The sequence below is a fragment of the Ruegeria sp. CDSA193 genome (assembly GCF_059611885.1).
In genome coordinates, this window is record NZ_JBXWPN010000003.1 from 512732 (window position 1) to 535235 (window position 22504).

A 22504-nucleotide genomic window follows, 5' to 3' on the forward strand; every position below is an offset into this window, starting at 1 on the left:
GCGGTTCCGTAGCTCCGGAACCTTTTTTCACAACACTTGACCGTGGCAGTGACGCCAGAGGGCCCAGTATTATTCGAGGTGGTCGGGGCAGTTAGGACGAATCCCGCCTGCGATCTTGATTCCCTTTAGGGATGGGGGTCGATATGGGCTTTTGCGCTTGGCGTCAAGGCCATATTGGAGCTAGCCGAGTACGGCCTCGATCGACGCAGTCACTTCCTTGATATCGGCCAACCCATTGACCGGGCGAAGATCGCCTTTGGCGTAGTAATAACCAATCAGCGGCGACGTCTTTTTGTAGTACTCCATCAACCGCGTGCGCAGGCTGTCTTCGTTGTCGTCGGCGCGACGCGTGAACTCTTTTTGCTCACCACAGTTGGTGCAGCGACCATCTGCCGGAATCGGCTTGGTCTTGTCATTGTAGACCTCGCCACAGCCCGAACAGGTCGAACGTGCGGTGATCCGATCCACCAAGGCATCGTCATCCACCCGCATCTCGATCACAGTGTGCAGTGACTGACCCAACTTGGTCAGCAAAGCCGCCAATGCGTCGGCTTGTGCCAATGTGCGGGGAAAACCGTCAAAGATGAAACCGGCACCGGTTTCGGTGGTCAGCTTCTCTTCGATCAGGCCGATGACAATCTCATCGGTGACCAGCTTGCCGGCATCCATGATGGCTGCGACCTTCAGGCCCATCTCGGTGCCCGAGGTTTTGGCTTCGCGCAGCATGTCTCCGGTGCTCAACTGCACCATGCCGCGTGTTTCAACAAGATGACGCGCTTGCGTTCCTTTACCCGCCCCCGGGGGGCCCAGAAGAATGATGTTCATCGACGAGCGGGTCCCTTCCTGCCGCGTTTCTTACCCTTCCCGCGCAGTTGGGACTTTTCGATAAGCCCTTCGTATTGATGCGCCAGCAGGTGGCTCTGAACCTGTTGGATCGTATCCATGGTCACAGAGACGATAATCAGAACCGAAGTACCACCGAAATAGAACGGAATGGCAAACTGGCCCCGCAGGATTTCAGGCAGCAGACAAACCGCCGCCAGATAAGCCGAACCCAGAACCAGCACGCGGTTGACCACGTATTCCAGATACTCGGCGGTTTTCTTACCCGGACGGATACCCGGCACAAAACCGTTCTGCTTTTTCAGGTTATCCGCCACGTCATCCGGTTTGAACGAGACGTTGAACGTGTAGAAATAGGCAAAGAACACGATCATCGACGCGAAGAACAGCAGGTACAGCGGCTGACCCGGACCAAAGTTGGCCAGCAGCCAGGACATGATCGGCCCGTTGGTCGCACCCGATGAGAAGGTTGAGATCGTCACAGGCAGCAATAGCAAAGAGCTGGCAAAGATCGCCGGGATAACGCCAGCCGGGTTCACTTTGACCGGCAAGTGGCTCGAGCCGCCTTCATAGATCTTCATACCGGCCTGACGGCGCGGGTATTGAATATGGATCTTGCGCAAAGCGCGCTCCATGAACACCACAAAGGTGATCACGGCGATGACCATGACGATCACCCCGATGATTACTGCGGGGCTGATTGCGCCGCTGCGGCCACTTGCGAAGAACTGAGCCAACGCTGCCGGAACCTCGGCGATGATGCCAACGAAAATAATCAGAGAGATACCGTTGCCGATGCCGCGCGCGGTGATCTGCTCACCCAGCCACATCAGGAACATGGTGCCGCCAACCAGTGTAATCATAGTCGACAGACGGAAATAGAGGCCCGGATCAGTCGCCAGATCGCCCGACTCCAGCGAAACGGCCAAGCCATAGGCCTGAACGGTGGCCAGCGCCACGGTGCCGAAACGGGTATATTGGTTGATCTTCTTACGACCCTGCTCGCCCTCTTTCTTGAGCTGTTCGAGCGCGGGAACCATCGAGGTCAGCAGCTGAATGATGATCGAGGCCGAGATGTAAGGCATGATGCCGAGGGCAAAGATACCCATCCGCCCAAGCGCCCCGCCGGTGAACATCGAAACCATACCGCCGATGCCCTGCCCCGCTTGCTCCATGAACTCACGCAGGGCCTGTCCGTCGATCCCCGGCACCGGTATAAAAGTGCCCAGGCGATAGACGATCAACAAACCCAGTGTGAACAGGATGCGGTTGCGCAGATCGGTGGCTTTGCCCAAAGCAGCCCAGCTAGTGTTGGCTGCCATTTGTTCTGCTGCTGATACCATAAATCGGTCTCTCTTATGAAAACACCGCCCGGAACCGTTTTCCGGCTCGGGCGGCGTCTTGGAAAACTCTGAGGTCTATGTAAGCGGGTCTTGGCCCGCTCACAAGCGCTTACTCTGCCGCAGCGGCTTTTGTGACCGTCAGTGAACCGCCCGCTTTTTCGACTGCCTCAACGGCAGCTTTCGAAGCACCAGTTACTTCCAGGGTCACCTTGGCGCTGATTTCGCCTTTGGCCAGAACGCGGATACCGTCCAGTTTACGGCGAACCAGACCGGATGCAACCAGTGCGTCCTCGGTGATCGCGGCTTTGGCGTCCAGCTTACCGGCGTCGACGAATTTCTGGATCAGGCCCAGGTTGATAACGGCAAACGCCTTGCGGTTCGGCTTGTTAAAGCCACGCTTGGGCAGGCGTTGGTACAGCGGCATCTGGCCACCTTCGTAGCCATTGATGGCCACACCCGAACGGGATTTCTGACCTTTGATACCACGGCCACCCATTTTACCTTTACCGGAACCGGGACCACGGCCGACGCGGGTCCGTTTCGGTGTGGCGCCTGGGTTGTCGCGCAATTCATTCAGTTTCATTTCGCTTCTCCTTCGCCGGAAATGACCCCGAAGCGTGATGGGTCAAACACGGCATTTCTTGGTTTTGATTCTTGCGGCGCAGTACGCCACCGGAGCCCGATACAGCTTTGTGGCTGAGGATGCAAGTTTTGAAGTGAACAACACCCAAACTGTCTAACCTTCAGCATTTTGGATTGGCGCGTCCAGTGGATTAATCCGGTGTTTGGCCAGAAGCTTACCCACCAGGCTATCTGGATCTGGCAGGCCATTATACCTGTTCCTCAGGATCGAACGCATCCGGCGACCATAAAAGTGAATGGAAACTGTGTCCTCGTGGAAGAACCTAGATAAATCGGCGTTTGGGCGTGCCAAAGCGCGCCGTCTGGTAAAGTTCACCGGATAGAACACATGCTCAGGCAGAACAAATTGGTGTTCGCCGGTTTGCCGCAAAGCCCAGGCAAAGGCTGACGGACCCCATGCGCCCCAATATTGCGCGGGCACATTGATCGGATCACCTGCATCCTGTGCCGCACGAAGGGGTTCCTGATATCGTTTGGGCAGCCATGGCGGAATCCGATATGGGTCCGTTGTATATTCGATGAGCAGATCCAGCGCCGGGCTGTCTGACGGAATGCCCAATACGCCGATCGCAATCTCTCCTTCGAGCATTCCGTAAAAATGCCCGGTCTCCGTTGTGAAAGGACGCATGCAATAGGCGTCCGTATCCGCCCATATCAAATCGGGCTCCTGCGCCAACATGCGGTATCGGAACTTGTCCGAATGCGGCGCCGGGCTACCAGTACGGCTATGCGCAATGAATTCTGTGCCAGGCATCACATCGCGCGCATCGCGGGTATCCACACCTTCAGGTATCCCGGAGACATTCCCATAGGTGTAGAGGCGAACGGATTGACCGGTATCCAGATAGGATTTGATGCAGAGCTGCTCGAGAAAGCTCAGCGGGCCATCCACCCACAACATGCCGATCTGGTAGTCTCGCACTGTGTCAGCCTCGTCATCGCGTTATTGGGACATAGCCCCCTCTAATAATTCTCATGGAAAATTTCCAAACGATCCACAATGCAGAGCGACCAATTTCACCGTGCCTGTGCCTTTCAAGCACGCAGAATCAAAAGAGGCGCCAAATGGCGCCTCGGTGTTGTTCATCCTGCCAGGTTTTCAGCAGTAGACGTGCTTATGCGCAATATCACTTATATCGCACCGGCGGATACCAATGTCGTTCAGTTCACGATCAGTCAGGTTCTGAAGCTCTGAATAGGTGCGGCCGAATTCGGCGCGCAGGGCATAGGCCTCTTTCACGCGTGCGATCAGAGTTGTGATGCGGGCGGTCAGACCAAAGCCTTCGCGGGAAAAAGTTGCTGTGTTTGCCATTTCTATATTCCTTTCTAAACCGGAGCGTATTCTCCAGATTTCGTTTGCGTTCCTATTTGGGACAAAGCTCAAATAAGAACGCCAGATAACGCTAACAACAGAAGATTTGGTCTGGCCGGTATGCATTGGGGGAATGGCAGTGAAAACACTGTTTAGACATCCCACTACAGGCTTCGTTTGAAATAGACCTTTGGATTTCTCGGCTAAAGATAAGATTTATCAAATTTATATATTTTAATATCTTTTTTCTTTTACGGACCCATATTTTCACTATTCTATCACATATCCGTGAACTATCGGGCTATTTCGGCCTGTTTTACCATTTTCGCCTCGCACGTTTAGGGCGTCCTCGACTTCATGAATGAGGATACTCCATGCCTTTGGTTTCAAGCGTTATTAGAAGGTTGCGCTGGATTCAGCGCCGTCCTTCCTTGAAGCAATCGGCAAACCTGTTGCGCAACGTTCGGGGCTATCTTCTTCACTCTCAACAAGCCGCCCCGCTGCCGTCTCTGGTGAAAATTGATATTTCGCCGCTGTGCTCACTAGCCTGTCCACATTGCGTTCATGCGAACCCGTCCCGACGCAACCGGCCATTACTCAGCGATCAGAAGTTCGGAAAGCAGGACAAACTCAGCCTTCAGCAGTACCGGCATATCATTGACCAGATCAAAGATCGCGCGCTTGGTGTAAGCCTGTTCTACTATGGCGATCCTCTGGCACACCCGGACCTCAACGACATGATCCGGGCCACGACCGCAGCCGGTTTGGAAAGCCATATCACCACCCATTTCAGCTATCGGCTAAAAGCCGAGAGGATTCATGACCTGGTCGATGCCGGGCTTAGCCATATCACAATCTCAGTTGATGGCGCGACGCAGGAAAGCTTTCAGGTTACCCGTGTTCGCGGACGCCTGGATTTCGTTCTGAACAACCTGCGACTACTGGCTGGCTATAAAAAGAGGAAGGGTCTGAAATCTCCGTTCATAGAAATACAGCATATCTCTTTCCCCCATCACGCCGAGGATGAACTGGATCAGGTGAAGGCCATCGTAGACGAGATTGGTATCGACGCCTTTACCACGTTTGAGGGGCTACGGTTCGATGCAAATGGAGATCTGTACAACGTCGTAGACGACGATCCCGATCGGATTGAAAATGGCCCGCCCCTGTCATCATCCCTCACCCCAAGGTGCCATTGGCCCCACAGCAGCACGGTCATTCGCTTTGATGGCGATGTGATTCCCTGCTGTCTCTGGCGATCCGGCCGCCAATATGTTTCCGACAAGAACCGTGATCCGCATGTGTTGGGAAATGTTTTCGACCAACCACTTGAAGCCATCTGGAACAACGAAAAATACAAAGCTCTGCGCCGGCAGGTCTGGAACCCGCGTGCTCATTCCAAACGCGAAGCAGCAGCCAGTTTTTGCGATGGATGCCCCAGGCTGTACGAAAAACCAGGCAGAGAACCCCCGTTGCGCCATGAAGTCGACATTGAGTTTGCAGAAAAAAAGGCGCTCGGGTCATAGCCGAGTTTGCGCCGAGGCACTGAACAGCACCATATGACGAGCCGGAAAAAAGACGACCGGCCAAACAAGAAAACGCCCCCGATCAGATCGGAGGCGTTTTTAAGTCTTCAAAGAACTCGCGATTAGCCGCGTTCTTCGATGATCTCTACCAGATGCGGGATCTTGTTGACCATGCCGCGGACCGAAGGAGTATCCTCCAGCTCACGGGTTTTGTGCATCTTGTTCAAGCCCAGACCGATCAGGGTCGCGCGCTGTTCGGCGGGGCGGCGGATCGGGGAACCGATCTGCTTGACGACGATGGTTTTTGCCATGGGTCGCTCTCCTTATGCTTCTGCTTCAGCAGCAACAGGCGCTTCGTCCCGCTTGGGCAGGATGTCAGCAACCTTCTTGCCGCGACGCTGTGCAACCGAACGCGGGCTCTGCTCTTTTTGCAGGCCGTTGATGGTGGCGCGGATCATGTTGTACGGGTTCTGCGAGCCCAACGACTTGGACACAACGTCCTTGACGCCCAGCATTTCGAACACAGCACGCATCGGACCACCGGCGATGATACCAGTACCTTCAGGTGCCGAGCGCATAACCACTTTACCGGCGCCGTGACGGCCTTCGATATCGTGGTGCAGGGTCCGACCTTCGCGAAGCTGCACGCGGATCATCTGACGCTTGGCTTGTTCAGTTGCCTTACGGATGGCCTCGGGCACTTCTTTCGCTTTACCCTTGCCAAAGCCGACGCGGCCTTTCTGATCGCCGACAACCACCAGAGCGGCGAAGCCAAAGCGCTTACCACCTTTTACGGTTTTCGACACGCGGTTGATCGCGACCAGACGGTCTGCGAATTCCGGAGTTTCGTCGCGGTCGCGGCCACGGCCCCGACGGTTTTCACGTTCTGCCATTTGGCATCCCTTTTCTCATGTGGCGCATTGCGGCGCCGTTGTTTCAATCCAAGTGAGCCTCGACTATTGCCGAGGCCCCCGGATCATCGGGGCAGCTGAGGCGCTGCCCGCAAGTCTTAGATCTTCAGACCACCTTCACGCGCAGCGTCGGCGACAGCCTTCACTTTGCCGTGGAACAGGAAGCCGCCACGATCGAAATAAGCCTCTTCGACGCCTGCCTTCTTGGCACGCTCGGCGATGGCTGCGCCCACTTTCGTAGCCGCTTCGACGTTGTTTGTGCCAACTACACCCAGATCTTTTTCCAGGGTCGAGGCCGAGGCCAGGGTCACGCCACGAACGTCGTCGATCAGCTGAGCGCTGATGTTCTTGTTCGAACGGTGAACCGACAGGCGTACACGACCTGCATTGACCTTGCGAAGTTTGTTCCGAACGCGCAGGCGGCGCTTCAGAAACAGGGTTCTTTTGCTGTTTGCCATTGTTTGCGTCCTTACTTCTTCTTGCCTTCTTTGCGGAAGATGAATTCGCCCTTATAGCGGATACCCTTGCCTTTATACGGCTCGGGACGGCGCCATTCGCGGATTTTCGCCGCGACTTCGCCCACCTGCTGCTGGTCGTTACCTTCCACAATGATCACGGTCTGCTTCGGTGCGGTGATGGTGACACCTTCCGGAGCAACGAAATCAACGTCGTGGCTGTAGCCCAGGTTCAGCTTCAGGGTGTTCCCCTGCATCTGAGCCCGGTAACCAACACCCTGGATCTCCAGCTCTTTTTTGAAGCCTTCGGTCACACCGGTTACCAGATTGGCAACCATGGTGCGGCTCATGCCCCATTGCTGACGGGCACGTTTGGACATGCCACGCGGGTTGATTTGAACCACATTGTCTTCGACCGACAGCGTAACGTCATCAGTCGCAGTGAAGCTACGGGCACCTTTCGGGCCTTTGACTTCGATGGTCTGGCCGGAAACCGAGGCGGTTACACCGCTGGGCAGTTCGACCGGACGTTTACCAATACGAGACATTGACAGACCTCCTTAGAAGACGGTGCAGAGCACTTCGCCGCCAACATTGTTGGAGCGTGCATTCTGGTCCGACATCACACCTTTCGGAGTGCTGACAATCGACACACCCAGACCCTGACGGACCTGCGGGATGTCATTGACGCCCATGTATACGCGACGACCGGGCTTGGAGACCCGCTTCAACTCGCGAATGACAGGGGTGCCTTCGTAGTATTTCAGGCTGATTTCGATGGCCGGATGACCGTTTTCACCAGTCATCTTTTCGTAGCCACGGATGTAACCTTCGTCCGCCAGCACGTCCAGAACCCAGGCGCGCAGTTTCGACGCCGGAGTGTTTACAGTGGACTTGCCGCGCATTTGCGCGTTGCGGATACGGGTGAGCATATCGCCGATAGGATCGTTCATATCTATGTCTCCCTTACCAGCTCGATTTCACCATGCCGGGGATCTGACCTGCAGAACCCAGCTCGCGCAGCATGATACGGCTGACCTTCAGCTTACGATAGTAAGCATGAGGACGACCTGTCAGCTGACAGCGGTTGTGAAGACGAGTTGCCGAGCTGTTGCGCGGCAGTTTCGCCAGTTTCAGACGCGCTTTGAAACGCTCTTCCATCGGCTTGCTCTCGTCATTCGCGATTTCTTTCAGCTCGGCACGCTTTGCGGCATATTTGGCCACCAGGCGTTCGCGCTTCTTCTCGCGTTCGATCATTGCTTTTTTAGCCATGTCTCAATCCTCCCGGCGCTTAAGCGTTGAACGGCATGTTGAACGCTTTCAACAGGCTTTTCGCTTCAGCGTCGGTTTTCGCTGTGGTGGCAATTACGATATCCAGGCCCCAGACCTCGTCGACCTTGTCGAAGTCGATTTCCGGGAACACGATGTGCTCTTTCATGCCCATGGCAAAGTTGCCACGACCGTCGAAAGAAGGCTTAACACCGCGGAAGTCACGAACGCGCGGCAGCGCTATGGTGATCAGACGATCCAGGAATTCATACATCCGGTCACCGCGCAGGGTAACTTTCGCACCCAGCGGCATGTCTTCACGGACGCGGAAACCCGCGATCGACTTCTTCGCCAGTGTTGCAACAGCCTTTTGGCCTGCAATCGCGGTCAGATCTTCAACAGCGGCTTTCGCCTTCTTCGAGTCTCTGACGGCCTCTGCACCACAACCGATGTTCAGAACGATCTTTTCCAGCTTGGGCAGCTGCATATCGCTCTTGTAACCGAACTCTTCTTTCAGAGCGGCACGGATGGTTTCAGCGTACTGAGCTTTCAGACGCGGGGTGTAGGTTGCGGTATCAAGCATCGATCACGTCCCCCGTGGTCTTGGCAAAACGAACCTTCTTGTCACCTTCCATGCGGAAGCCAACGCGGGTTGCTTTACCGTTTTTGTCCAGCAGAGCCAGGTTCGACAGCTCAATCGGGTTTGCCTGAGGCAGGCGACCACCTTGCGAGGTCTGCGACTGGCGGGTATGGCGAATGGCGATGTTCACGCCATCAACAACGGCTTTACCGGCTTTCGGGTCGACCGAGGTGATAGTTCCCTCTTTGCCCTTGTCCTTGCCAGCCAGCACGACGACCTTGTCGCCTTTGCGGAGTTTAGCAGCCATGATTACAGCACCTCCGGAGCAAGCGAGATGATTTTCATGAAGTTCTTCGCGCGCAGTTCACGAACAACAGGGCCAAAGATACGGGTACCTACGGGCTCGTTGTTGTTGTTCAGAATGACGGCGGCGTTGCGATCGAAACGGATCGCGGTGCCGTCTTCGCGACGGACTTCTTTGGCGGTGCGTACGACGACGGCCTTACGGACGTCACCTTTCTTTACGCGGCCGCGTGGGATGGCTTCCTTCACCGAGACGACAATGATGTCGCCTACAGAGGCGTATTTACGCTTGGAACCACCCAGGACCTTGATGCACTGAACTCGGCGTGCGCCGGAGTTGTCAGCGACATCCAGATTGGTCTGCATCTGGATCATGTGGTTTCTCCCGACCTGTGGGGGCTGGTCTTGTTAGATCCCCCAGGGTTTCGACAAATGGGAAAATCCCGGAGGCTTACGCTTCCAGAACTTCCCAACGTTTCGTCTTCGATTTCGGCGCGCATTCGATGATGCGAACTGTATCGCCGACCTTGAAGGCGTTCTTTTCATCGTGAGCCCGGTATTTCTTGGACTTACGGATGGTTTTCTTCAGAACCGGATGCGTAAAGCGGCGCTCGACGGATACGGTTACAGTCTGTGCGTTGGCATCGCTCGTTACGGTGCCGGAAAGGATACGCTTAGGCATAGGATTACTCCTCCGATGCCGCAGCAGCGGCCTTTTCGTTCAGGATGGTTTTAACGCGGGCGGCGTTGCGGCGGGCCGCTTTGATGCCAGCGGTGCTTTCCATCTGACCGGTTGCCTGTTGAAAGCGCAGGTTAAAGCTTTCTTTCTTCAGGTTGGCCAGTTCCTCGCGGAGCTGGTCAGGGGTCTTGTCACGCAGTTCTTGGGCGTTCATCGCCTTTTCCTTTGCTCAAAACACCAGAAGGCCCCTATGCAGGGTCACCTTTGACCTGGTGGATGAATGATAGACATACGAATCCCCCGACTCGGCCGGGGGAACGCAAGATGCCGCTCTATAGGGGGTTCTGGGGTGGGTGGCAAGGGAAAGTATGGAGGATTGATCGAGAGGCCGTTTTTAGCGCTCTGCTCACTTGAGCAACCAGCGACGGGCACGAGATGTTTGAACCGAATTTGGAAGCCTATTCGCTCTTGGAGCGAATTCCATCGAAACCTCTTCCCCAAACCAATCCAGAGTTCGGCAGCATATGCGCCTGCTTCAAAACTATCTTTAGCTCTGGAGAATACAACACCTTTACCGTTCGTTCGTCATCCCCTGATACATGCTCACGCACCAGAACTTCCCAAACTTTGTATTTACACGTTCCAACCCGTTCAATTCGATTTTTCTGGAACTCAACCGTTACAGTGCCGAGTAAGGCTTCTTTATCGCCATCTTGTATCGTGAAGCCTGACTGCCACTCTTTTTGCTGCTCTAGGTCATCTAAGGAACTAACTGATTGCTCGTATGAACGCTTTGAGGCGGTGAACTTCATAAAGGTCTCGCCGAACAGCAAAGGATGCGCGTAGTGGCTAGCGAAACCTATGCGCCTAGAGTCTTCGGTTCTTAACTCAACGACAAACCCCGTCTCAACAACGGTTTGAACTCGTAAAAGCCATGTTCCGCCATAGTCCAACCAGACGCCTTTACCGACATCTACACGGGTTGGGCACGTCGCAAGTGCAGGTGCGACGGCCAACGCCAAAAAAAGTGAAACCGCTAGTACAACCTTTGCTGGTTTTGGCGCGCCCATGGTTTACCCCCACAAAATAGAAAAGCTGGCACTAATCCCGCCACCCTAGGCCTCGTTGACAGGTGCGTTGAATGCACCAGCCATTACAGCATGTAGACATCCCACTCACAAACGCAAAACGCGGCCTCGTTTGCACGAGACCGCGTCTTCAACTGTCTAAGTCTGAGTGACTTACGCCAGAGCGATGTTCACAGCCGACTCACGACCGTCACGGCCGGGTTCGATGTCGAACGTTACTTTCTGGTCGTCGGCCAGGCCGGTCAGACCCGAGCGCTCGACAGCAGAGATGTGTACAAACACGTCTTTGCCACCGGTCTCCGGTGCGATGAAGCCAAAACCTTTAGTTGTGTTGAACCATTTTACGGTGCCGTTGGCCATATCCGTAGTCTCCTAGTAAATTGCTGTCCGCGGAATTGCGACAGCGCGGCGTTGTCGGTCTGGATCGAAAGACTGAACGCCGATATTCGGGAGACAGTGGTCGAAAAAGAAAAACGTAAGCGCCCTCCACATCGTTTATCTGACGACACAATGCAAGAACTTTTCACACATTCCTTTGAATCAGAGTCCCTTAAACGACCGTGCTAGTCCCATTTATAGTTAAAGCTGACGGAAATCCGCTCATCCTCGGCCATGTTCATCGGCACCTCGTGGCGCAACCAGCTCTCCCATAGCAAAACATCGCCAACCTGAGGCTTCACATAGATAAATGGCTGCAGGTCCCGACGGCCCCCTTTCATACGCGTGGGCGCTGCCATCATGCGGCCCGAGCGCGGGTCTTCAAGCTTCAGCGCGCTAGCGCCTTCGGGCATCGAAACATAAGTCGTGCCCGAGATCACGCTGTGTGGGTGCAGGTGGCTGGAGTGCATTCCGCCCTCGGGCAAAATGTTGATCCAAAGGTCTTCAAGTTTTAGTTCACCCTCACCCAGATCAAACTCCAGATCCTTAGCAAAAGCTGCAACGTGCTGGTCCAGCACCTTAACCAGATCGGCAAAGATCGGAAACCGCCAAGGCAGATCCGTCAGCGAGGCATAGCTGGTATAACCGGGATAGCCGTTTTCTTCGCACCATTCCTGCCCGGCCTCATCATCCTCGGCGATGACAAGACAGGAGCTTTCCAGCTCCTCCGGGTCGATCTTGGGATCAAACTCGGACAAAGCTGCGCGATAGAGACGGGTGACAAAAAGTGATTCAATCTGTGCCATGGGCCTGTCTTAAACCAGCCTCTCGATGAAGGCGATGGGTGTTTTGCGAGGCTGTCGCGGGGGCAGCGCCATCAAACCAAAAACCCCCGCCGGATTCCCGACGGGGGTCAATCTTGTCGCGAGCGGGGTCGCCCCCGGGTCGCTTACCAGTCTTCGCGAACCACGACGCGAGTCTTGATCGGCAGCTTCATCGCAGCCAGGCGCAGGGCCTCGCGGGCGATGTCGTCATTGACGCCGTCGATTTCGAACATCACGCGGCCAGGCTTGACTTTGCATGCCCAGCGGTCGACCGAACCTTTACCTTTACCCATACGAACTTCGATCGGCTTAGCCGTAACCGGAGTGTCGGGGAAGATGCGGATCCAGACGCGACCCTGACGCTTCATGTGACGCGTCATGGCACGACGTGCAGCTTCGATCTGGCGTGCAGTTACACGCTCAGGCTCAAGAGCTTTCAGTCCATAGGTGCCAAAGTTCAGATCAGAGCCGCCCTTGGCTTCACCCTTGATCCGGCCTTTGTGCATCTTGCGGAATTTAGTACGCTTTGGTTGAAGCATATCTTTCCCTCCTTAGCGACGACCGCCACCAGCACCACGAGGTGCAGGGCCGTCCTGGAGTTCCTGTGCTTTACGGTCACGTGCCTGCGGATCGTGCTCCATGATCTCACCTTTGAAGATCCAGACCTTGATCCCGATGATTCCATAAGGAGTCATCGCTTCGGCTTGTGCGTAATCGATGTCGGCGCGCAGCGTGTGCAGAGGCACACGGCCTTCGCGGTACCACTCGGTCCGTGCGATTTCGGCGCCACCCAGACGGCCAGCGACGTTCACCCGGATACCCAGAGAGCCCATACGCATGGCGTTCTGAACAGACCGCTTCATCGCGCGACGGAACGAAACCCGGCGCTCCAGCTGCTGAGCGATAGACTCGGCAACCAGCTGTGCGTCAAGCTCGGGCTTGCGCACTTCGACGATGTTCAGGTGCAGTTCGCTGTCTGTCATCAGGGCGATTTTCTTGCGCAGAACTTCAATGTCCGCGCCTTTCTTGCCGATGATGACACCCGGACGTGCTGTGTGGATCGTAACGCGGCACTTCTTGTGCGGACGTTCGATGATCACACGGGCGATGCCGGCTTGCTTGCACTCTTTGTTGATGAACTCACGGATCTTCAGATCTTCCAGCAGAAGATCACCGTAGTCCTTGGTGTCGGCGTACCAGCGGCTGTCCCAGGTGCGGTTCACCTGAAGGCGCATGCCGATCGGATTTACTTTATGACCCATTAGGCTTGCTCCTCAACTTGACGCACCTTGATGGTGATCTCCGAGAACGGCTTCATGATCTTGCCGAAACGGCCACGGGCCCGAGGGCGACCGCGTTTCATGACCAAGTTTTTACCAACCCATGCTTCGGCAACGATCAGCTCGTCGACGTCCAGGTTGTGGTTGTTCTCGGCGTTGGCGATTGCGGACTGCAGGCACTTTTTGACGTCCTGCGCGACACGCTTGTTCGAGAAAGTCAGGTCGGTCAGAGCCTTCTCAACTTTCTTGCCGCGGATCATCTGCGCAACCAGGTTCAGTTTCTGCGGGCTGGTACGGAGCATGCGCGTTTTCGCCATTGCTTCGTTTTCAGCCACGCGGCGGGGGTTCTTTTCCTTGCCCATGACTTACTTCCGCTTCGCTTTTTTGTCAGCGGCGTGACCGTAATAGGTACGAGTTGGCGAATACTCACCAAACTTCTGACCGATCATGTCTTCCGAGACGTTGACGGGGATATGCTTCTGGCCGTTGTACACACCAAAGGTCAGACCCACGAACTGGGGCAGAATGGTGGAACGACGCGACCAGATCTTGATGACTTCGTTGCGGCCCGACTCGCGCGCTGCTTCGGCTTTTTTCAGCACGTAAGCATCGACGAAAGGACCCTTCCAAACAGAGCGAGACATGGATTAACGTCCCTTCTTCTTGGCGTGCCGCGAGCGGATGATCAGCTTCTGGGACGCTTTGTTTTTGTTGCGAGTACGCTTACCCTTGGTGTCCTTACCCCAAGGCGTAACCGGTGTACGGCCACCCGAGGTACGACCTTCACCACCACCGTGCGGGTGATCGATCGGGTTCATAGCGACACCACGAACCGACGGACGCACGCCTTTGTGGCGCATACGACCGGCTTTACCGAGGTTTTGGTTGCTGTTGTCGGGGTTGGACACGGCACCAACGGTGGCCATGCATTCCTGACGGACCATGCGCAGCTCGCCCGAGCTCAGACGGATCTGAGCATAACCGCCATCGCGGCCTACGAATTGCGCGTAAGTACCGGCCGCACGTGCGATCTGACCGCCTTTACCAGGCTTCATCTCGATGTTGTGGACGATGGTACCAATAGGCATACCCGAGAACGGCATTGCGTTGCCCGGCTTGATGTCGGCCTTGGCCGAAGCCACAACCTTGTCACCAACAGCCAGACGCTGCGGAGCCAGGATATATGCCTGCTCGCCGTCTTCGTATTTTACCAGTGCGATGAATGCGGTCCGGTTCGGGTCATATTCGATCCGTTCAACGGTTGCCGCGACATCAAATTTATTCCGTTTGAAGTCAACGATCCGGTAGAGACGCTTTGCGCCACCGCCGCGGCGGCGTGAAGTAATCCGTCCGGTGTTGTTCCGGCCGCCCGATTTGGTCAAACCCTCAGTGAGAGACTTGACCGGACGTCCTTTCCAAAGCTCCGAACGGTCGATCAGCACCAGCCCGCGCTGGCCCGGCGTCGTCGGCTTGTACGACTTGAGTGCCATGCTTTCTGTCTTCCGTTTAGCAAGTGCGAGGCATTGCCCCGCTATGTGATAGGCCCCCGTAGGTGCCAAGGGTATAGGGCCCCGAAGGTCCCCGGTTACAAATATCAGAAGCCCCGGAACGAATCCGAGGCCGCAAGATTGGGTGCATATAGCTGTGTTGGGGGTGGGTGTCTATAGGTGAAATGTTCTTGCCGAAGTAGTTGGGTACAGTCACTCCCGATTTTACATTTCAAGCTCAGCTAAAGATTTCGTCGAACCGTGTTCTGAGCTCGACAAGGCTTGTCCATTCGCTGTTAGTCAGAATACCTTCGTAATGATTGGAAAGATTCAAAATAACACCGTTGAAAGTATCACTGCTGTCATGATGAATTCTGCTGCGCGCTCTTCTTTCTTGCTTTGACGCATTAGTTAGCTCATCGTCCGAGCGGTCCAAATAATTAGAAGACACGAGTTGAGTCAGCGATAGGAGAACATCCGCCGTCTTTGAATCAACCGAAGCGCCAGCCGCCCCAATCTGAGAAAAGAGATCTGATAGGGTTGAAAAAAGCATCCCTCTTTCGAATTCGTCATCAATCTTAGAAATGAGTTGTTCAACTAAATCGTCTTCAGAAATCGCTTTCGAAAGCACGTTAGCTCTCGTCTTAACATCAGAGATTCGTCCAATTAGGGACGAAACGGTAACCATAAACCCGTTCGTCACAGGGAAAGGCTCATTGTGTTTACCAGTTGACGCTTGAATATCTGCCCAAGCCTGAACTTTAGCTTGAAACAAGCCTGACTTCTGATGTCCACGAACCAATGCGCCGAGGATAACCTCCACAGGATCGCAATTTCTCAGAAATTTCTTCAAGCTAGCACCATCTTGAGCCCCCGATATATCAATTACCCAAAGTGCTGAGAAATTCCCTGCTTCAATCGCCGACAAATCCCCGGTGTTATTCGAATAAGACTGAACTGCGGCGCGAAAGTCTGACAGATCACGCCTAAAATTTTGGAGGTCTTCGTGTTGGCGTTGTTTTTTCCACAAGAGCACTGCCCAAACGAGGGATGCTACAGCGGCAAATGCTGCAATTACGGCTCCAAAACCAGTAATGGTATCAATCAATCTACATCCTCCGAATTTGCCATCGAAAATATGGGCCGTTCTTCACAACTTTTGAAGTTCAACCGTACTCGGTAGTCATACAAGCATTTTCTCCGAGGCAAGCAAACATATACAGACAAAAAAACCCGCTTTCGCGGGAGCTTCCATCTCTATCCACCAACGTCACCCGATCAAAGACCGGCGCTCACGTCGATAGTGCACCTCTCTTCCGGGGTCACATATACCTTCCTGACGTCTTTCCGCCTGCCCGACTGGCCACACACGATCATTTCTTGTCGCGCGCGGCCTTCTCTTCTTTGGTCAGCTTGGCGTTCCAGACATTCTTGCTCAAACCCAGCTCAGCGGGCGCGGGTTTGGTTTTTCCAACACTGACTTTGCCTCCTTTATCCAGGAACTCCTGAATAAGGGCCTCATCTGTTGTTTCTTTGGGGACATGTTTCATAACAGCGACCGTATCCGCATCACACGCCGGGGGCAACGACCGGATTTCCGGCTATCGTTCACATCCTCTGAACAAGCCCGTCACCCATACAGCGCGCGCGCTTCGGCAAAGGATAACAGGCGGCGGTTCTTCTCATCCCACAGGTGCAGCCGCGCGTTGGCGAGGCTCTCGCGGATGGTCATCCGGTTGCTGTTGGCCAGTTCATCATGATCCCGCAGCACCTCGGTCAGGCGATAGAACGGGATGCGGCTGTACAGATGGTGTACGTGGTGGATGCCGATATTGGCCGTGAACCACTGCAAGACGGATGGCAGGATATAGTGCGAGCTGCCGTGCAGGGCGGCCTCGTGCAGTTGCCAGTCCTGATCCGGATCCCATTGCGTCTCTTCGAACTGGTGCTGGACGTAGAACAGCCAGACGCCAGCCGTTGCAGCGATCAGGGTCGAAGGCAGGAAAATCAGCAGAACCGGCATCAGGCCACCAAAATAGTAGATGGCCCCCAGTGCGGCCAGAATGGCCAGGTTCGTCGCCATCGCGCTGACCCAGAATTTCGGAATACCGGTCAAGCCAAGCGGGAGGCGGTTTTGAAACAGGAACAGATAGCCGGGCCCAAAGCCAAACAGGGTGATCGGGTGGCGATAGAGCCGGTAAAATAACCGGTTCAAAGGCGTCAGCGCCCGGTATTCGGCCACCGTCAGCGTATGGATGTCTCCCATCCCGCGCTTATCCAGATTGCCAGATGAGTTGTGATGCGAGGAATGTGTGCGCCGCCAAACATCGTAAGGCGTCAGCGTCAGCACCCCGAGCCCCCGACCGACCCAGTCACTGACCGTCCGGTTCGTAAAAAATGCCCCGTGACCGCAATCATGCTGAATGGCAAACAGGCGCAGCAGAAAGGCCGCGTTCAGAACCGAGATCGCAAGCGCTAGCCAATAGCTCACCGACAAAGACATCCAAGCCAAGGCCCAAAGCGCTATGAAGGGAACACAGGTAACCCCCAGCTCGAACCAGCTACGCGGTTGGCTTGGCTCCCGATATTTGGCCAGCGTCGACACCCAGTCCCGCGCGACAGTCACATCCGGGTTGTCCCGGGTCGAGAGAGTGGATTGGGTCATGCGCCTGCCATATCGTTTGTTTGTTCCATACCGGATAGACGACCCCACCGGCATAGCAATCATTTTCTGTTCGAGACGCTGGGAATGGCGCTCAACTTTTGGTGTCACTACCTAAAGAAAAACCCCCGCTTTCGCGGGGGTTTTAATGGTTTGTCCAAAGACAGGCCCGATCAAAGACCGGTGGAAATGTCGATGGTGTTACCCTCTTCAAGGGTCACATATGCTTTTTTGACGTCTTTCCGCTTGCCCAACTGGCCGCGGAACCGCTTGACCTTACCTTTGGTCACAGAGGTGTTCACCGCTTTGACCTTCACACCAAACAGTGCCTCAACGGCCTCTTTGATCTGTGGCTTGTTGCTGTCAATCGCAACCTCAAAGACAACCGCGCCGTTTTCGGACGCCATGGTCGACTTTTCGGTGATGATCGGCTTGCGGATCACGTCGTAGTGTTCTGCCTTCGCGCTCATTTCAGTCGAGCCTCCAGTGCTTCGACAGCCGCTTTGGTGAGCACCAGAGTGTCACGCTTGAGGATGTCATAAACGTTTGCACCCATCGACGGCAGGATATCCAGACCTTCGATGTTGCGCGACGCCTTCAGGAACCCTTCGTTCACGGTCGCCCCGTCGATGACCAGAGCGCGTTTCCAACCCAGGTTTGCAACCTGCTTGGCCAGAGCGGCGGTCTTGCCTTCGGCTTCGGCGTTCTCGATCACGACCAGTTCACCAGCTGCCATTTTGGCAGACAGCGCGTGGCGCAGACCAAGTTTACGGAACTTTTTCGGCAGGTCATGACCATGCGAACGTACGACCGGACCTTTGTAAACGCCACCACCCCGGAAGATCGGTGCCGAACGGGCGCCGTGGCGTGCGCCACCGGTGCCTTTTTGGCGATAGATCTTCTTGGTTGAGTAGGACACTTCCGAGCGGGTCTTGACCTTGTGGGTGCCAGCCTGCGCGTTGTTACGCTGCCAACGGACCACACGGTGCAGGATGTCCGCGCGCGGCTCCAGGCCGAACAGGTCTGCATCCAGCTCGATGTTGCCGGCTTTTCCGCCGTCCAGTTTGATTACATCAAGTTTCATGCTTCACCACCTTCCGCGGGAACTTCTTCCGCAGGTGCTTCGGTTGCAGCCGATTTCACAGCAGCCGGGAAAGGCAGGCCTTCCGGTGCTTTCTTCTTGACGGCGTCCTTGACGGTAACCCAACCGGATTTCGGTCCGGGAACGGCGCCTTTGATGAAGACCAGACCACGGTCGGCGTCGGTTTTGACGACTTCCAGGTTCTGGGTGGTTACACGGGCAGCACCCATGTGACCGGCCATCTTTTTGCCTTTGAAAACTTTGCCCGGATCCTGACACTGGCCAGTTGAACCGTGCGAACGGTGGCTGATCGAAACACCGTGCGAGGCGCGAAGACCACCGAAGTTCCAGCGCTTCATTGCACCGGCAAAGCCTTTACCGATCGAAGTACCCGAAACGTCAACTTTCTGACCTTCCAGGAAATGTTCTGCCGAAATCTCGGCGCCAACTTCAATCAAGCCATCTTCAGAGACGCGGAACTCGACCAGCTTACGCTTGGGTTCAACCTTGGCAGCGGCATAGTGACCGCGCATGGCTTTCGAGGTGCGTTTTGCCTTGGCAGCACCGGCACCCAGCTGAACAGCAGTATAGCCGTCCTTCTCGTCCGTGCGCTGTGCAACAACCTGCAGGTTGTCCAGGTGAAGAACGGTCACAGGGATCTGCTTGCCGTCTTCCATGAACAGGCGGGTCATGCCGACTTTTTTTGCGATAATACCAGAGCGCATAATCTATACCCTCCGATCTTACGACTGCAGCTTGATCTCGACGTCCACACCAGCAGCGAGGTCGAGCTTCATCAGCGCGTCAACGGTCTGGGGGGTCGGATCAACGATGTCGAGCAGACGCTTGTGCGTACGGATCTCGAACTGGTCGCGGGATTTCTTGTCGACGTGAGGACCACGGAGAACCGTGAACTTCTCGATCTTGTTCGGCAGCGGGATCGGGCCGCGCACATTCGCGCCGGTCCGCTTAGCAGTGTTGACGATCTCTTGCGTGCTGGCATCCAGAACGCGATAGTCAAATGCCTTCAGCCGAATACGGATATTTTGGCTTTGCATAATAACAGCCTTTTATCAGGCGTTGAGGTTGAGAGGAGGACAAGCGCGCATCGCCAACCCTCATCGAACCCAAAAGGCGGGAATCACCCCGCCTTGATGTTCTTACAGAGAACTCGCGCGAACTACAGGGGTTGGTGGGGTTTGGCAAGGGGGTTTAATGTATTTCGACACGTGTAATCGATGCCGCTCCAGCTACTCACACCATTTTATCAGATTGGTATCAATTGAATGCTCAAAACACTCAGTATACGGGAGCCAAAGAAAAGCATTGCCGTCCACAATGTAAAGGCCAGTAGGTTTGTCATCAACGACAACTCCAAACCTTAGAGAGGCGGCTTCCAATTCCATCTCGCAAATGGACTTCGGCTCTAGGACAACTGAACCCGGGCCATTATACGAAGGGTACTCGACTTTGCTGGCGTCAACACGCGAATTGATCTCAGCGTTTTCGCATTTCCGATAGAACTCTTCAGTCGCAGCGACAATTTCTGCATACATGCTTTTTCCTATGTGTTCTTTCAGCGGAAATTCACCGTTCGCAAGAACAAACTTTTCATTGGCTTCAATCAATAGCGAACAGTTCTCCTCACTATCGAATACTGCAAGCGCTTTACCGTCAGGTTTAAGCGCTCCTTGATACCGGTTTCTAATGAAATCAACTTCGAAAACGCTAGGCAAACTGATACGTTTGAAGCTCGGATCTGAAAAGCCTGCGCCGCAATGCCAATCGGCATCCAAAGCAACGCCCCCCAGGATGGTCAGCTTTTTTCTTGAAGAACCTTGTGTCGTTTCAAGCGTGGTGCAAGCGCACAATACGAGGCAAGAGAGGATCAAAAACGTTGTTTTGTTCAAAATTTTCTCGTCAGTGTTTGTTCGTATATACGGTCCAAAAGCAGAATGCTGAGTGAGCTTAAGTCAAAACGCCAACTAAATATCAAGTTGAAAACGGAAACAGGAAAGGGCGCCCCGAGGGACGCCCTTTCCGTTTGATCATTCGCTTGCGCGACTTACTCAACAATCTTCGACACAACACCGGCGCCGACGGTGCGGCCGCCTTCGTGGATCGCAATGCGCAGGCCATCTTCCATCGCGATTGGCTCAACGCCTTCGCGGACAACACAACTCGCGTTGCATGCGGAAAGATGCCCTTAGACTATGTCTTGGCTACGCGTGCCGCCATACGTGACAGTCTGGTATCCTGATAGTCGAACACTGAGCTTTCGAAAGGGGCAAAGATGGCATCGCAATCGGTCGCTTCTGCAGACGGTGGCCTGACGAATTCGTGCAGCTCAAACCCGTGATCTGCCATCGCGGCGACAAAATCGCTGAACCTATAACCGCCATGATACCGACGCCGTACAGAGACTTCAGCCAATACAAAGGTGCATTTTTTTAGCATCTCCGATGCACCTTTAATAACCTCGATTTCAAAACCTTCCGTGTCGATTTTCAATCCGAAAGGTTCCTTGTAGGAAGACGCAATCTCATCCAGTGTTTTTACCGGGACTTGTCGCTCTTCAACTTGCGAGGTGTGCTGGATTGCCGCTTCGTCAAACTCCTGCATCGTTGCCCGTGTGCCGAGCCAACGATCGCCAACTGTTGGAATTCGAAGAGTCGTCTGTCCGCTTTCGGCACCAACTCCGCAAGCATGGAAATCAAAATCGATCTTGTCGCCCCAGTTTTTCCGTACCTTGGTTTCGTAATCCGAAATGGGCTCAACCAACACAAACTTGGCTGCAGGGAAAGCTTCGTACAAATGCTCGGTTCCCGAGGCCACCCCGACATCGAATACTGTCTCGACCTCAAAACCCAGATTACCGATATAGGCACCCGTCTCCTTCATTGGCGAAACCTGATATCCTCGCCGCTTCAGGCGTTTGGACAGTCGTTCTACGGTTTCGTCCATGTCGAAGTATCCTTCTTGCGGTTTCGCCCGATGCAATCCACTGAAACCAACTAGAGAGCACTTCAACGGCAAAAGCGCAATCTGGTATACTGTGTCGCTGGCAAGCTAGCCTAGGCGCGGCAAAATGCTATCGACCCGGGCCGTCCCCGACCAGTTCAACTTTTCTGAAAGTTACTCAAGCGGTTTCCGTTTGCCATGCGGGGCATCTTATGACCATGAACGCGTGCATCAAACAGGAAACAGCGAGATCACTCCAATGATAGAACGCATCGAAACCGGCGAGAGATCGTCCAAAATCGTTAAACATAATGGTGTGGCCTATTTGACCGGGCAAGTCGCCGAAGGTGATACCATTCAGGAACAGGTGCGTATTTGCCTTGGGAAAATTGACGACCTTCTAGAGCGCGCAGGTTCATCACGGGAAAAGATGCTGCGTGTGACCATCTGGCTGGCCGATATGAAGGACTTTGCTGGTTTGAACGAGGTCTGGAATGCTTGGGTTCCTGCAGGATACGCACCTGCGAGGGCGTGTGGCGAAGCAAAACTGGCGCGGCCCGAACTGAAGGTGGAATTCATAGTGGACGCCGCATACGACTAAAGCATGCTGCTTCTTTAGGAATTCCCCGTCTTGAATTACCAAATTCAAACAGAAAAAGCCCGCCTCGGTTTGGGGCGGGCTTTTTTGTTTCGACGGTTAGGTCTGAGACTATTCGGCGAACGATCCCATCACCGCCTCCGATCACTCAACACTCTTTGGTGTACGACATGGGCGCGTCGCGGGCTTGTCGAGATCAAACGAGAAAGGGCGCCGGATGGGCGCCCTTTCCATTTGATCATTCGCTTACGCGAATTACTCGACGATTTTCGACACTACGCC

At 54.7% G+C, this 22504-nt stretch carries 35 protein-coding genes and 1 pseudogene; 2 read left to right on the forward strand and 34 right to left on the reverse strand.

Going from position 1 to position 22504, the window contains the following annotated elements:
• Positions 1-180: 180 nt before the first annotated feature.
• The 5 genes from AC2FLG_RS07965 to AC2FLG_RS07985 form a co-directional block, all read right to left on the reverse strand.
• The gene (locus AC2FLG_RS07965) at positions 181-825 is read right to left on the reverse strand and encodes an adenylate kinase (protein WP_142639768.1); all 645 of its coding nucleotides are present in this window, start codon (positions 823-825) and stop codon (positions 181-183) included.
• Positions 822-2186, reverse strand: coding sequence for a preprotein translocase subunit SecY (gene secY / locus AC2FLG_RS07970; protein ID WP_271951986.1), 1365 nt, complete (start codon positions 2184-2186; stop codon positions 822-824). Before secY ends, AC2FLG_RS07965 begins: the two co-directional genes overlap by 4 nt.
• A gap of 109 nt (positions 2187-2295) precedes the next feature.
• The gene (gene rplO, locus AC2FLG_RS07975; protein WP_142639772.1) at positions 2296-2769 is read right to left on the reverse strand and encodes a 50S ribosomal protein L15; all 474 of its coding nucleotides are present in this window, start codon (positions 2767-2769) and stop codon (positions 2296-2298) included.
• A gap of 153 nt (positions 2770-2922) precedes the next feature.
• Positions 2923-3750, reverse strand: coding sequence for a hypothetical protein (locus tag AC2FLG_RS07980; protein ID WP_496691903.1), 828 nt, complete (start codon positions 3748-3750; stop codon positions 2923-2925).
• A gap of 177 nt (positions 3751-3927) precedes the next feature.
• A complete protein-coding gene (locus AC2FLG_RS07985) occupies positions 3928-4140 on the reverse strand; it encodes a DUF1127 domain-containing protein (protein ID WP_142639774.1) in 213 nt (70 codons plus the stop codon).
• Between the two features lie 512 nt (positions 4141-4652).
• Here AC2FLG_RS07985 and AC2FLG_RS07990 point away from each other — a divergent pair.
• Positions 4653-5666, forward strand: coding sequence for a radical SAM/SPASM domain-containing protein (locus tag AC2FLG_RS07990; RefSeq protein WP_496705780.1), 1014 nt, complete (start codon positions 4653-4655; stop codon positions 5664-5666).
• A gap of 122 nt (positions 5667-5788) precedes the next feature.
• Here the strand turns inward: AC2FLG_RS07990 and rpmD are convergent, their stop codons facing one another.
• The 29 genes and pseudogenes from rpmD to AC2FLG_RS08135 all read right to left on the reverse strand — a co-directional run bounded on the left by rpmD (position 5789) and on the right by AC2FLG_RS08135 (position 21627).
• Entirely contained in the window at positions 5789-5977 is a 189-nt protein-coding gene (rpmD, locus tag AC2FLG_RS07995) for a 50S ribosomal protein L30 (protein ID WP_008757946.1), read from the reverse strand.
• A gap of 12 nt (positions 5978-5989) precedes the next feature.
• On the reverse strand, positions 5990-6559 hold the full coding sequence (gene rpsE / locus AC2FLG_RS08000; protein ID WP_142639778.1) for a 30S ribosomal protein S5: 570 nt from the start codon (positions 6557-6559) through the stop codon (positions 5990-5992).
• 116 nt (positions 6560-6675) lie between these two features.
• Positions 6676-7035 (reverse strand): 50S ribosomal protein L18, encoded by a 360-nt coding sequence (gene rplR / locus AC2FLG_RS08005; protein WP_142639780.1) that lies wholly within the window; start codon positions 7033-7035, stop codon positions 6676-6678.
• 11 nt (positions 7036-7046) lie between these two features.
• On the reverse strand, positions 7047-7580 hold the full coding sequence (rplF, locus tag AC2FLG_RS08010) for a 50S ribosomal protein L6 (protein WP_058272374.1): 534 nt from the start codon (positions 7578-7580) through the stop codon (positions 7047-7049).
• Between the two features lie 12 nt (positions 7581-7592).
• Complete coding sequence (gene rpsH / locus AC2FLG_RS08015; RefSeq protein ID WP_142639782.1) at positions 7593-7985, reverse strand: 30S ribosomal protein S8; 393 nt, start codon at positions 7983-7985, stop codon at positions 7593-7595.
• A 13-nt stretch (positions 7986-7998) separates the two neighbouring features.
• Positions 7999-8304: a 30S ribosomal protein S14 gene (rpsN, locus tag AC2FLG_RS08020; protein ID WP_142639784.1), complete on the reverse strand. Its 306-nt coding sequence runs from the start codon at positions 8302-8304 to the stop codon at positions 7999-8001.
• 19 nt (positions 8305-8323) lie between these two features.
• Entirely contained in the window at positions 8324-8884 is a 561-nt protein-coding gene (gene rplE / locus AC2FLG_RS08025; protein WP_142639786.1) for a 50S ribosomal protein L5, read from the reverse strand.
• The gene (gene rplX, locus AC2FLG_RS08030; protein ID WP_142639787.1) at positions 8877-9188 is read right to left on the reverse strand and encodes a 50S ribosomal protein L24; all 312 of its coding nucleotides are present in this window, start codon (positions 9186-9188) and stop codon (positions 8877-8879) included. The genes rplE and rplX overlap by 8 nt, the downstream gene beginning before the upstream one ends.
• Before the next feature lie 2 nt (positions 9189-9190).
• On the reverse strand, positions 9191-9559 hold the full coding sequence (gene rplN, locus AC2FLG_RS08035; protein WP_005621870.1) for a 50S ribosomal protein L14: 369 nt from the start codon (positions 9557-9559) through the stop codon (positions 9191-9193).
• Between the two features lie 76 nt (positions 9560-9635).
• On the reverse strand, positions 9636-9866 hold the full coding sequence (gene rpsQ / locus AC2FLG_RS08040) for a 30S ribosomal protein S17 (protein WP_037311742.1): 231 nt from the start codon (positions 9864-9866) through the stop codon (positions 9636-9638).
• A gap of 4 nt (positions 9867-9870) precedes the next feature.
• Positions 9871-10077, reverse strand: a complete 207-nt coding sequence (gene rpmC / locus AC2FLG_RS08045) for a 50S ribosomal protein L29 (protein WP_074736205.1) — start codon at positions 10075-10077, stop codon at positions 9871-9873.
• Between the two features lie 244 nt (positions 10078-10321).
• Positions 10322-10933: a hypothetical protein gene (locus tag AC2FLG_RS08050; protein WP_142639789.1), complete on the reverse strand. Its 612-nt coding sequence runs from the start codon at positions 10931-10933 to the stop codon at positions 10322-10324.
• Positions 10934-11104: 171 nt separating this feature from the next.
• On the reverse strand, positions 11105-11311 hold the full coding sequence (locus tag AC2FLG_RS08055; protein WP_010437077.1) for a cold-shock protein: 207 nt from the start codon (positions 11309-11311) through the stop codon (positions 11105-11107).
• A gap of 203 nt (positions 11312-11514) precedes the next feature.
• Entirely contained in the window at positions 11515-12135 is a 621-nt protein-coding gene (locus tag AC2FLG_RS08060) for a 2OG-Fe(II) oxygenase family protein (protein WP_496691900.1), read from the reverse strand.
• 143 nt (positions 12136-12278) lie between these two features.
• Positions 12279-12692, reverse strand: coding sequence for a 50S ribosomal protein L16 (rplP, locus tag AC2FLG_RS08065; protein ID WP_085823145.1), 414 nt, complete (start codon positions 12690-12692; stop codon positions 12279-12281).
• A 12-nt stretch (positions 12693-12704) separates the two neighbouring features.
• Positions 12705-13415, reverse strand: a complete 711-nt coding sequence (rpsC, locus tag AC2FLG_RS08070) for a 30S ribosomal protein S3 (RefSeq protein WP_037311761.1) — start codon at positions 13413-13415, stop codon at positions 12705-12707.
• Positions 13415-13795 carry a 50S ribosomal protein L22 gene (gene rplV, locus AC2FLG_RS08075; protein ID WP_039538267.1) on the reverse strand — a complete coding sequence of 127 codons (381 nt, stop codon included), beginning with the start codon at positions 13793-13795 and terminating at the stop codon, positions 13415-13417. The genes rpsC and rplV overlap by 1 nt, the downstream gene beginning before the upstream one ends.
• A gap of 3 nt (positions 13796-13798) precedes the next feature.
• Complete coding sequence (gene rpsS, locus AC2FLG_RS08080; RefSeq protein WP_005980699.1) at positions 13799-14077, reverse strand: 30S ribosomal protein S19; 279 nt, start codon at positions 14075-14077, stop codon at positions 13799-13801.
• A gap of 3 nt (positions 14078-14080) precedes the next feature.
• Complete coding sequence (gene rplB / locus AC2FLG_RS08085) at positions 14081-14923, reverse strand: 50S ribosomal protein L2 (protein ID WP_008757664.1); 843 nt, start codon at positions 14921-14923, stop codon at positions 14081-14083.
• A 235-nt stretch (positions 14924-15158) separates the two neighbouring features.
• Positions 15159-16028 (reverse strand): hypothetical protein, encoded by an 870-nt coding sequence (locus tag AC2FLG_RS08090; protein ID WP_496705781.1) that lies wholly within the window; start codon positions 16026-16028, stop codon positions 15159-15161.
• Positions 16029-16293: 265 nt separating this feature from the next.
• The gene (locus AC2FLG_RS08095; protein WP_050605905.1) at positions 16294-16470 is read right to left on the reverse strand and encodes a hypothetical protein; all 177 of its coding nucleotides are present in this window, start codon (positions 16468-16470) and stop codon (positions 16294-16296) included.
• Between the two features lie 80 nt (positions 16471-16550).
• A complete protein-coding gene (locus AC2FLG_RS08100; protein ID WP_496691897.1) occupies positions 16551-17585 on the reverse strand; it encodes a fatty acid desaturase in 1035 nt (344 codons plus the stop codon).
• Between the two features lie 170 nt (positions 17586-17755).
• Complete coding sequence (locus AC2FLG_RS08105) at positions 17756-18052, reverse strand: 50S ribosomal protein L23 (protein WP_142639794.1); 297 nt, start codon at positions 18050-18052, stop codon at positions 17756-17758.
• A complete protein-coding gene (gene rplD, locus AC2FLG_RS08110; protein ID WP_050605826.1) occupies positions 18049-18666 on the reverse strand; it encodes a 50S ribosomal protein L4 in 618 nt (205 codons plus the stop codon). The genes AC2FLG_RS08105 and rplD overlap by 4 nt, the downstream gene beginning before the upstream one ends.
• The gene (rplC, locus tag AC2FLG_RS08115; RefSeq protein ID WP_271951966.1) at positions 18663-19388 is read right to left on the reverse strand and encodes a 50S ribosomal protein L3; all 726 of its coding nucleotides are present in this window, start codon (positions 19386-19388) and stop codon (positions 18663-18665) included. Before rplC ends, rplD begins: the two co-directional genes overlap by 4 nt.
• An 18-nt stretch (positions 19389-19406) precedes the next feature.
• On the reverse strand, positions 19407-19721 hold the full coding sequence (gene rpsJ, locus AC2FLG_RS08120; RefSeq protein WP_008756422.1) for a 30S ribosomal protein S10: 315 nt from the start codon (positions 19719-19721) through the stop codon (positions 19407-19409).
• Between the two features lie 192 nt (positions 19722-19913).
• Positions 19914-20573: a hypothetical protein gene (locus AC2FLG_RS08125; protein WP_496705782.1), complete on the reverse strand. Its 660-nt coding sequence runs from the start codon at positions 20571-20573 to the stop codon at positions 19914-19916.
• 155 nt (positions 20574-20728) lie between these two features.
• Positions 20729-20830 (reverse strand): annotated as a pseudogene (locus AC2FLG_RS08130) (EF-Tu C-terminal domain-related protein); the annotation flags it as partial.
• A gap of 44 nt (positions 20831-20874) precedes the next feature.
• Positions 20875-21627 carry an FkbM family methyltransferase gene (locus AC2FLG_RS08135; RefSeq protein ID WP_271951961.1) on the reverse strand — a complete coding sequence of 251 codons (753 nt, stop codon included), beginning with the start codon at positions 21625-21627 and terminating at the stop codon, positions 20875-20877.
• 256 nt (positions 21628-21883) lie between these two features.
• On the opposite strand from AC2FLG_RS08135, the gene AC2FLG_RS08140 reads away from it, so the two are divergent.
• Positions 21884-22225: a RidA family protein gene (locus AC2FLG_RS08140; protein WP_142639802.1), complete on the forward strand. Its 342-nt coding sequence runs from the start codon at positions 21884-21886 to the stop codon at positions 22223-22225.
• Positions 22226-22504 lie beyond the last annotated feature (279 nt).

Bases quoted from the DNA above. Each gene is read 5' to 3' on its own strand.
- AC2FLG_RS07965 (WP_142639768.1), bottom strand. From the start codon at position 825: ATGAACATCATTCTTCTGGGCCCCCCGGGGGCGGGTAAAGGAACGCAA.
- secY (WP_271951986.1), bottom strand. From the start codon at position 2,186: ATGGTATCAGCAGCAGAACAAATGGCAGCCAACACTAGCTGGGCTGCT.
- rplO (WP_142639772.1), bottom strand. From the start codon at position 2,769: ATGAAACTGAATGAATTGCGCGACAACCCAGGCGCCACACCGAAACGG.
- AC2FLG_RS07985 (WP_142639774.1), bottom strand. From the start codon at position 4,140: ATGGCAAACACAGCAACTTTTTCCCGCGAAGGCTTTGGTCTGACCGCC.
- rpmD (WP_008757946.1), bottom strand. From the start codon at position 5,977: ATGGCAAAAACCATCGTCGTCAAGCAGATCGGTTCCCCGATCCGCCGC.
- rpsE (WP_142639778.1), bottom strand. From the start codon at position 6,559: ATGGCAGAACGTGAAAACCGTCGGGGCCGTGGCCGCGACCGCGACGAA.
- rplR (WP_142639780.1), bottom strand. From the start codon at position 7,035: ATGGCAAACAGCAAAAGAACCCTGTTTCTGAAGCGCCGCCTGCGCGTT.
- rplF (WP_058272374.1), bottom strand. From the start codon at position 7,580: ATGTCTCGTATTGGTAAACGTCCGGTCGAACTGCCCAGCGGTGTAACC.
- rpsH (WP_142639782.1), bottom strand. From the start codon at position 7,985: ATGAACGATCCTATCGGCGATATGCTCACCCGTATCCGCAACGCGCAA.
- rpsN (WP_142639784.1), bottom strand. From the start codon at position 8,304: ATGGCTAAAAAAGCAATGATCGAACGCGAGAAGAAGCGCGAACGCCTG.
- rplE (WP_142639786.1), bottom strand. From the start codon at position 8,884: ATGCTTGATACCGCAACCTACACCCCGCGTCTGAAAGCTCAGTACGCT.
- rplX (WP_142639787.1), bottom strand. From the start codon at position 9,188: ATGGCTGCTAAACTCCGCAAAGGCGACAAGGTCGTCGTGCTGGCTGGC.
- rplN (WP_005621870.1), bottom strand. From the start codon at position 9,559: ATGATCCAGATGCAGACCAATCTGGATGTCGCTGACAACTCCGGCGCA.
- rpsQ (WP_037311742.1), bottom strand. From the start codon at position 9,866: ATGCCTAAGCGTATCCTTTCCGGCACCGTAACGAGCGATGCCAACGCA.
- rpmC (WP_074736205.1), bottom strand. From the start codon at position 10,077: ATGAACGCCCAAGAACTGCGTGACAAGACCCCTGACCAGCTCCGCGAG.
- AC2FLG_RS08050 (WP_142639789.1), bottom strand. From the start codon at position 10,933: ATGGGCGCGCCAAAACCAGCAAAGGTTGTACTAGCGGTTTCACTTTTT.
- AC2FLG_RS08055 (WP_010437077.1), bottom strand. From the start codon at position 11,311: ATGGCCAACGGCACCGTAAAATGGTTCAACACAACTAAAGGTTTTGGC.
- AC2FLG_RS08060 (WP_496691900.1), bottom strand. From the start codon at position 12,135: ATGGCACAGATTGAATCACTTTTTGTCACCCGTCTCTATCGCGCAGCT.
- rplP (WP_085823145.1), bottom strand. From the start codon at position 12,692: ATGCTTCAACCAAAGCGTACTAAATTCCGCAAGATGCACAAAGGCCGG.
- rpsC (WP_037311761.1), bottom strand. From the start codon at position 13,415: ATGGGTCATAAAGTAAATCCGATCGGCATGCGCCTTCAGGTGAACCGC.
- rplV (WP_039538267.1), bottom strand. From the start codon at position 13,795: ATGGGCAAGGAAAAGAACCCCCGCCGCGTGGCTGAAAACGAAGCAATG.
- rpsS (WP_005980699.1), bottom strand. From the start codon at position 14,077: ATGTCTCGCTCTGTTTGGAAGGGTCCTTTCGTCGATGCTTACGTGCTG.
- rplB (WP_008757664.1), bottom strand. From the start codon at position 14,923: ATGGCACTCAAGTCGTACAAGCCGACGACGCCGGGCCAGCGCGGGCTG.
- AC2FLG_RS08095 (WP_050605905.1), bottom strand. From the start codon at position 16,470: ATGAAACATGTCCCCAAAGAAACAACAGATGAGGCCCTTATTCAGGAG.
- AC2FLG_RS08100 (WP_496691897.1), bottom strand. From the start codon at position 17,585: ATGACCCAATCCACTCTCTCGACCCGGGACAACCCGGATGTGACTGTC.
- AC2FLG_RS08105 (WP_142639794.1), bottom strand. From the start codon at position 18,052: ATGAGCGCGAAGGCAGAACACTACGACGTGATCCGCAAGCCGATCATC.
- rplD (WP_050605826.1), bottom strand. From the start codon at position 18,666: ATGAAACTTGATGTAATCAAACTGGACGGCGGAAAAGCCGGCAACATC.
- rplC (WP_271951966.1), bottom strand. From the start codon at position 19,388: ATGCGCTCTGGTATTATCGCAAAAAAAGTCGGCATGACCCGCCTGTTC.
- rpsJ (WP_008756422.1), bottom strand. From the start codon at position 19,721: ATGCAAAGCCAAAATATCCGTATTCGGCTGAAGGCATTTGACTATCGC.
- AC2FLG_RS08135 (WP_271951961.1), bottom strand. From the start codon at position 21,627: ATGGACGAAACCGTAGAACGACTGTCCAAACGCCTGAAGCGGCGAGGA.
- AC2FLG_RS08140 (WP_142639802.1), top strand. From the start codon at position 21,884: ATGATAGAACGCATCGAAACCGGCGAGAGATCGTCCAAAATCGTTAAA.